Annotated in this window: 6 protein-coding genes; 5 read left to right on the top strand and 1 reads right to left on the bottom strand. The window is 66.8% G+C overall.

Translation table 11 applies throughout. The features are described 5' to 3' along the window. Positions 1–186: 186 nt before the first annotated feature. The 5 genes from ACTIAO_RS16300 (at position 187) to ACTIAO_RS16320 (ending at position 6,695) form a co-directional block, all read left to right on the top strand. Positions 187–1,248 (top strand): FecCD family ABC transporter permease, encoded by a 1,062-nt coding sequence (locus ACTIAO_RS16300; RefSeq protein ID WP_084644297.1) that lies wholly within the window; start codon positions 187–189, stop codon positions 1,246–1,248. Beyond that, positions 1,248–2,129: an ABC transporter ATP-binding protein gene (locus ACTIAO_RS16305; protein ID WP_051216640.1), complete on the top strand. Its 882-nt coding sequence runs from the start codon at positions 1,248–1,250 to the stop codon at positions 2,127–2,129. The genes ACTIAO_RS16300 and ACTIAO_RS16305 overlap by 1 nt, the downstream gene beginning before the upstream one ends. 11 nt (positions 2,130–2,140) lie before the next feature. Next, the gene (locus tag ACTIAO_RS16310) at positions 2,141–3,157 is read left to right on the top strand and encodes an ABC transporter substrate-binding protein (RefSeq protein ID WP_029153460.1); all 1,017 of its coding nucleotides are present in this window, start codon (positions 2,141–2,143) and stop codon (positions 3,155–3,157) included. Positions 3,158–3,219: 62 nt separating this feature from the next. Beyond that, positions 3,220–4,935 carry an ABC transporter ATP-binding protein gene (locus ACTIAO_RS16315; RefSeq protein ID WP_051216639.1) on the top strand — a complete coding sequence of 572 codons (1,716 nt, stop codon included), beginning with the start codon at positions 3,220–3,222 and terminating at the stop codon, positions 4,933–4,935. After that, positions 4,932–6,695, top strand: a complete 1,764-nt coding sequence (locus ACTIAO_RS16320) for an amino acid ABC transporter ATP-binding/permease protein (protein ID WP_441845768.1) — start codon at positions 4,932–4,934, stop codon at positions 6,693–6,695. The genes ACTIAO_RS16315 and ACTIAO_RS16320 overlap by 4 nt, the downstream gene beginning before the upstream one ends. A gap of 138 nt (positions 6,696–6,833) precedes the next feature. Here ACTIAO_RS16320 and ACTIAO_RS16325 read toward each other — a convergent pair whose 3' ends face one another. Continuing rightward, positions 6,834–7,391 (bottom strand): YceI family protein, encoded by a 558-nt coding sequence (locus ACTIAO_RS16325; RefSeq protein ID WP_029153459.1) that lies wholly within the window; start codon positions 7,389–7,391, stop codon positions 6,834–6,836. Positions 7,392–7,616 lie beyond the last annotated feature (225 nt).

Genomic DNA, 7,616 nt, shown 5'->3' on the forward strand with positions numbered 1-7,616 from the left:
TCGTCGCCGACGTGGCCGCTGTGCTGGAGGAGCCGGCGCTGCTGCTCGACTGAGCACACGATGTGACGGCCGGTGATTCGCTTCGAGTCACCGGCCGTTGCCTTGTCGGCGGGCGGTGTTCGCTGCGTGCCTGACCAGACTGCTCTCGGTTTATGACAATGATTCTCATTACTATATGCTGGCGACGTGATCAGCCCTGCCCGCGCCACCCCGCGCCCCGCGCGACGTCTTGCGCTCGGAATCGGCGTTCCCGCAGGCATCGTCGTGATCACAGTCGTGGCGTGCGCGATCGGGCCCGTCAACACGAACCTCTCGACGGTGTTGTTCGCACTGGTTGAGCCGCTCCGCGATCCGCTGGCCGTCCTCAGCCTGCCGCTGCCGGACATCGCATCGGCGACCGTTCACCTCGTGTGGTCGGTTCGATTGCCGCGCACCGTGTTGGCGTTGCTCGTCGGGGCCAGTCTGGCGGCGGCCGGCGCAGTCATGCAGGCAGTGTTCCGCAACCCGCTCGCCGAGCCCGGTGTCACCGGGGTGTCTTCAGGTGCCGCCGTCGCGGCGGTGTTGGTGATTGTCAGCGGTGCCGCGGCGACCATGCCATGGCTCTTGCCGACGGCCGCATTCCTCGGCGCGCTCGTCGCCGTCACGATCGTGCAACTCGTTGCCGGGTTGCGCGGAGGATCCGGCGCGACCCTGCTTCTCGTCGGGATTGCGATCAATGCGTTCCTCGGTGCGCTCATTTCAGCGATCATCGCGAACGCGCCCGACTCTGACGACGCCCAGCAGGCAATGTTCTGGCTCAACGGCGATCTCACGTCAAGCAACTGGCGCGACGTCGGCCTCGCGGTCGTCCCCATCCTGGTCGGCCTCGTCTTCCTCTTTGCGGCAACAGGCGAGCTCAATCTGTTCCTTCTCGGTGATGAGCACGCGATCGCGAGCGGTGCTCGCATCAAGCGGGTCCGGCAGGTGCTCCTCGCGATCGCGGCACTCATCACCGCCGCAGGCGTCGCGGTCACGGGGGTGATCTCGTTCGTCGGACTCGTTGTGCCGCACCTTGTACGGCTCGTGCTCGGTCCCGACCACCGCCTCCTCCTGCCCGTGAGCATCGGGATCGGGCCGATTTTTCTCGTGGGCGCTGATCTGGTCGCACGCAACCTTTTTGATCCCGTTGTCCTGCAGACGGGCACCATCACCGCGTTCCTTGGCGCTCCCATACTGCTCCTGCTCGTCGCCCGGAGCGGAAGAAGATGATGAGCATCCTCACTGAGATCCCACACTCGTCGCGGCACGCACGCCCTGCGGGTCAGGAACTCCTCCTCGCGGGCCGTACCGTGGCGGCTGGTTATCGCGGTCGGTCGGTGATACGCGACATCGACGTCGACGTGCGCGCCGGTGAAGTGCACGGTCTGATCGGTCCGAACGGAGCCGGAAAATCGACTCTTCTGCGCGTGCTCGGCGGCATTGCACCTGCCACAGCGGGGCGCGTCGAAACTGTCAGGGGCCACCTCGGCACGCTGCTGCCCCGCGAGCGCGCTCGACTTATCGCCTTCCTTCCGCAGGACACCCGGATCGACGAGGCCCTCAGCGTGCGTGCGATCGTCGAGCTTGGCCGCTACGCGCATCGGCGCCAGTTTGACAGGATGCGCGGCGCCCTGACGCCAGAGGATGTCGCCGCCGTTGACGGATCGCTTCGCCGCGTTGGCGTACATGACCTCGCCGATCGGCCGATCACTGAGCTGTCTGGCGGACAGCGCCAGCTCGTCCTCATCGCGAAGCAGCTCAGCCAGGAGTCTCTCGTGCTTCTGCTCGACGAGCCCGTGTCGGCCCTTGACCTGGGATATCAGATGCAGGTGCTCACTCTGCTCCGCGAGCTCGCCGACGAGGGCCGAAGCGTCGTCGTCGTGCTGCATGATCTCAATCTCGCGGCCCGGAGCTGTGATCGCCTCACGCTCCTCGCCGACGGCGAGGTGCGCGGCGAGGGTGCTCCCGAGCACGTGCTGACCCCGGCGCTTCTCGCCGAATGCTACGGAGTGCACTGCGTCGTCGATCGCGACCCGCATTTGCACACACCACGTGTGACTGTCCTCGAGCGCACGTCCACTCCACGACGCCACACCGACAACACGGAATGAGAGAACACACCATGACCACCGCTTTCCCACATCGCCGCCGCGCGGCATTCACGGCGCTTGCCGCCATTGGCTGTCTCACACTCGCAGGATGCGCAGGGTCGTCCGCGAGCGACGGCGGCGGTTCCGAGGCATCGACCGATGCTGCCTCTGCCGCTGACTTCCCGCGCACCGTCGCCGTCGGGGACCGCGACATCGACATCGACGCCGAGCCACAGCACGTCGCCGCGCTGTCGACCGAGGTGGGCGACATCGTTCTCGAACTCGTGGGCCCAGAACGGCTCGTCGCGGTCGCGGAGGGGTCCGCAACGCCCGGCACCGGCAACCAACTCGACCTCGCCGAGAGCGTGCCGACGCACCTGAGCGTGACGCAGAACCCAGACCCCGAGCAGATTTTGTCCCTCGACCCCGACCTCGTCCTGCTCACGGGGCGGCACGATGACGAGGCCTCGCTCATCGACTCGCTCGAGGGTGTCGGGGTGCCGATCGCCGCTTTCGAGTCGACCGACTTCGGTGATCCGGAGACCGTCGCGAGCTCGATCGAGACCATCGGCGATCTCGTCGGCGCTGACTCTGAAGCGCGCACAATCGCGAGCGCAGTCCGTGACGACGCCGCGGCAGTGACCGACGCGGTCGCCGACGTGGATAACAAACCGCGCGTGCTCGTGCTCATGGCCCGCGGTGGCACACAGATGATCATGGGAGCGCACTCGTCGACCACGAATCTCGTCGAGCTCGCAGGTGGGAGTTCCGTCGCGGTCGAGGAAGGTTGGAATCAGGCGATGCCTGCCGATCCTGAAGCGATCATCGCCGCGGATCCCGATGTGATCGTTGTGCAGGATTTCCGTGACGCTGGGCTCGAACCATTTGCCGAGCTGTTGGAGAACCCAGCGCTCGCTGACGTTCGGGCAGTCGCCGATGACGAGGTGCATCTCGTTGACGCCGAAACGACCTCGGGTACCGCCGGCTCGCGGATCAGCGAGGGCCTCAAAGAGATCGCTGAGCTGCTGCACCCCGACGTGTTCGCGTAGGGACCTTCTCCGGATGAAACCTCCAGCGCGCGCGGGTGATGGCAGAGAGCCGAGGGGGACCGATGTGGATCGATGAGCTGCTGCGTGACGCACCGAGAGGCGCGTGGTGCGTGGTGATCGCGAGTTGGCTGCGCACCGGTGCCCTCGCGGCCAGCGCAATCGCCATCGGGGGTGTTCTCGACCGAACGCTCGCGGGCGAGCCCATCTTCTCAACCGTCACCGCTGCGATCGCCTGCGCGCTGCTCGGAGCCTTCGCCGGGATGTGTGCCGAGTCTCTGCCGGGGCGCATCCAGGGCGAGGAAGAAGCACGGTGGCGGCAGCGGGTCGTCGCCGCCGGACTGAGAGTCAATGCCCTCGAGCCGTCGCACGGCGATCGCCCTGATCGCGCGACCGAGAACAGTATCGTTGACGCCGCCACATCCGGCGTCGAGAAAACGGGCGGGTACCGAGCGACGTTCCTGGCCGCCACATTCGCGTCGTTCACCGCACCGATCATCGTGCTCATTGCGTGGGCGGTCGGCATTCACCCGCTGAGCGCCCTCGCGCTCGCGGGGTTCGTGGCGCTCGTGCCCGCGGTCATCATCGTTGCCGGAAGCCTGCTGCGTCGCTCGAACGCCCACTACCGCAGTCGTGAAGCGCAGGCGGCATCTCGATACCTCGAGATGCTGGAGGGGCTCGGCACCATCAACGTGCTCGGAGCATTTCCACGAGTGCGGCGTGAGTACGCCGAATCGGCGCGCAACGCGATGGCCGAGCTCGGCAGGCTTCTTGCCCGCAACCAGGTCATGATCATCGTCAACGACGCGGCGTTCGGCCTCGTCATGAGCGGGGCAGCAGTCGCGTTGCTGCTGTGGCAACTCGCAGGGGATGCGGTGAGCGCCGGTGACGCGTTCGCCGGGCTGTTGCTCGTTGTGCTGCTCGTCGAACCCATCGACCGAGTGGGCCGCACCTTCTATGTCGGGCTCGGCGGGCGGGCGCGGAGAAAGCAGCTCGAGTCGCTGCTCGCGGAGAGCGGTGAGGGGCCCGATCCTGCCGGCGCGCCGAATGCCCTCCGAGCAGCGGGCGATCTCGAGCTGAGCGGGGTCACGGTGAGCCACGGCGACCGCACCGTGCTCGATGGCGTCGATCTGCGCATCCCGGCAGGTGCGCACGTGAGCGTCGTCGGGCCCACCGGTGCCGGGAAATCAACGCTGCTGCGCGTCGTCGCCGGACTCCAGCCCGTCACTGCAGGCGACATCACTCTCGACGGCGAACCCTGCACTGCGGCACACCTGCGCCAACGAATGAATCTCGTATCGCAGAATGCGAGCCTGCTCTCGACAACGGTCGCCGATAACCTGCGGCTCGTCGACCCGACCGCGACGGATGCGCAGCTGCTCGCGGCGCTCGAACAGGCTCACCTTCGCGGTGAGATCCTCACAAGACCGCATGGTCTGGCAGGGGCAGTGGGGGAAGGCGGGGCGATGCTCTCGGGCGGCCAACGCCGTCGTCTGATGCTCGCACGGGCGTTGCTGCGGGAGCGTCCCGTGCTGCTGCTTGACGAAGCGACGGCCGACCTCGACCGTCGAACCGAAACGCTCGTGCGCGAGAGCCTGCACAGCGCCGCGGGCGGCAGAACAGTGGTGCAAGTCGCTCACCGCCTCGAGATGACCACCGACTCTGACCTCGTGATCGTCATCGAAGGCGGTCGCATCACCGCGGCCGACAGCCCTGCCGAACTCCGCGAGCGTCCCGGTTACTATCGAGCCGCGCTCAAGACGAATGTCGAGCAGGTATGACACGTCGAACAACAATCGGCTGGCTGCTCAGTTTCGCCAGGGCAGCGTCGTTGCGTCTGCTCGTCTCGACAGTCTCACGGTTGCTCGGCCACGCTCTCGGTGCAGCCGTCCTTGCTGTGCCTGCCTGGGGTATCGGGATGCTCGCGGCCGGTCGCGCAGATAGACCGAGTTTCCTCGCCGGCGTCGTTGTCGCCACACTCGTTGCCGCCGTGCTGCGCGCGCTATTGCGATACCTCGAGCAGCTGCTCGGCCATCTCGCTGCGTTCAGCCTGATGGGCGAGATGCGCATCCAGCTGCTTGAGCGGCTCGCGCCACAAGCCCCCGCGGTCACGGAAGGTCTTGGCGCCGCCCGCATCCAGACGGTCGCCGTGCGCGACGTGGACCGTGTCGAGGTCTTCTTCGCCCACACGATCGCCCCCGCGGTGAGTGCGGTGGTCATTCCGTTCGGAGCCACGATCGCCGCGTGGATCGCCGCAGGAGCCACCATCGGGGCGACGGTGGCGAGCGTCCTCGCCCTCGGTATTCTGCTGCCGCTGATCGGGGCGGCCGCCGGACAGCGCGCGGCGCAGGCCACCGCAACCGTGCGCGCTGACATCGCCCAGCACGTTGCCGACACCATGCGCACCCGCGAGGAGATCGTTGCGGCTCAAGCTGAGCCGCAACGAGCCGCCTCGCTCGCGGCGCTCGACCGGAGCCTCGCGCGGGTGCTCAGGGCGGCCGGTGCCCGCGCCGGCTGGCGGCACGCGCTGTCGAATCTGCGCGTGTGGGGCGGATCGCTCGCCGTGCTCGTCGCTGGTGTGCTCGCGAGTGGAGATGCGGATGCGTTCCGCGACACACTGCCCGGCCTGTTCGTCGCTATCGCGCTCGTTCTCGGAACACTCACCTCGCTCGAAACCGTCGAGCGTCTCGCAACCTCATTGCCGGCCGGGTTGGAGGCGGCCCGGCGCATCCGCGAACTCATGTGTCGGCCACCGACCGTAACCGAACCTGAATCGCCCGTCACCGGCGATCGCGCGCAGTCTGTCGCTCTCGAATTCGACAACGTCACGTACACCTATCCGGGCACCGCAGGACCGGTGCTCTGTGACGTGGCACTGGAAGTCAGGCGAGGTGAGTTCGTCGGCGTTGTCGGTGCGACCGGATCGGGAAAATCGACCCTGGCGCGGCTTGCGCAGCGGCACCGGGATCCTGATGTCGGGAACGTGCGCATTGACGGGGACGATGCCCGTGTACGCGGCACACGCGACGTCACGCGACGCGTGTCGGTCGCGAGCCAAGATCCGTTCGTGCTCGACGACGCGGTCGCCGTCAACCTGCGTCTCGCGGATATCAACGCCACCGACTCGCAGTTGCACCGCGCTCTCGCACTCGTCGAGCTCGATGATCTTGACCTGGGGGCAGTCGTCGGGCGACGCGGGTTCCGTCTCTCTGGCGGGCAGCGCCAGCGCCTCGCCCTCGCCCGTACGCTGCTTCACGCGGCGCCGAATCTGCCTGGTGGCGTGCTCATCCTCGACGAGGCGACCAGCCACCAGGATCCGCTCACACAGGCCCGCCTCATCCGACGATTGCGAACACTCGGCTCCTCCATGCTTGTCATCGCGCACCGGCTCGAGACGCTTCGCGATGCCGATCGGATCATCGTGCTCGAGGAGGGGCGCGTCGTCGAAACAGGAGTCTGGGACGAGCTCGTTGCCGCCGATGGGTCCTTTGCAGCCCTGCTCGCTGGCCAGGGCCGGAACCTCGACAGTGAACACCACTGACCGAAGGCATCGGCCCCGCGAGATAGCAGAACGACGGCGTGCTTCCATCGTTCCTCCTTCCAGATGCGCACACATACAGGCGCACGACAGAGCGGCCCGGCGTACCGTGACGCCGAGCCGCTCTGGTGGAGATCGCGATTACTGCTGGAGCGTGAACTGCAGCTCGAGCGTGATCGTGACGTCGTTGCCGAGCATGAAGCCACCGGCGTCGACCGCGGTGTTCCAGTTGACACCGAAGTCGGTGCGGTCGATCTTGGCCGTGGCCTCGCCGCCGGCCTTCGTCTGGCCGTAGCCGTCGACCGTGATGCCGCCGAACTCGCCCGTGAAAGTGACGGGCTTGGTGACGCCGCGCAGCGTGAGGTCTCCGTCGATCAGCACGTGGTCGTTCTGCGGGCGGATCGCGGTGGAGCGGAACGTCATGGTCGGGAACTCGTCGGCGGCGAAGAAGTCGCCGGTGCGCAGGTGGCCGTCGCGACCCTCCTGGCCGGTGTTGACGCTGGCGATCTCAACCGTGGCCTCGACGGACGACTGCTCGAGGGTCTCGCCGGTGACGACAGTCGCGTCGAAGGTCTCGAACTTGCCCTTGACCTTGCTGATCGCGAGGTGGCGAACCGAGAAAGTGACCTCGGAGTGGGCGGGGTCGATGGTCCAGGTGCCGGCGATGTAGCCGGGAACGGTGGCAGCGGTGAGGGTCATGAAGAATCCTTTCGAGCGGAGCGTGATCGTGGAGGATAACGCGAGCGGTCATGATCTATTCCCGCGCATATAAAAATTATCACACAGGGTGCCCGTCGATCAAGGCTCGATAGTCGTCGCTGGTGAGGCCGGACGCCGCCGTTCCTGCGAGCACGCTCGAGAACAGCTGCCGCTTCTTCTGTTGCAGCTCGCGCACCTTCTGTTCGATCGTGCCCGCCGAAATGA

Source organism: Microbacterium sp. (assembly GCF_052099035.1).
In the GTDB taxonomy this organism is placed as follows: Bacteria; Actinomycetota; Actinomycetes; order Actinomycetales; family Microbacteriaceae; genus Microbacterium.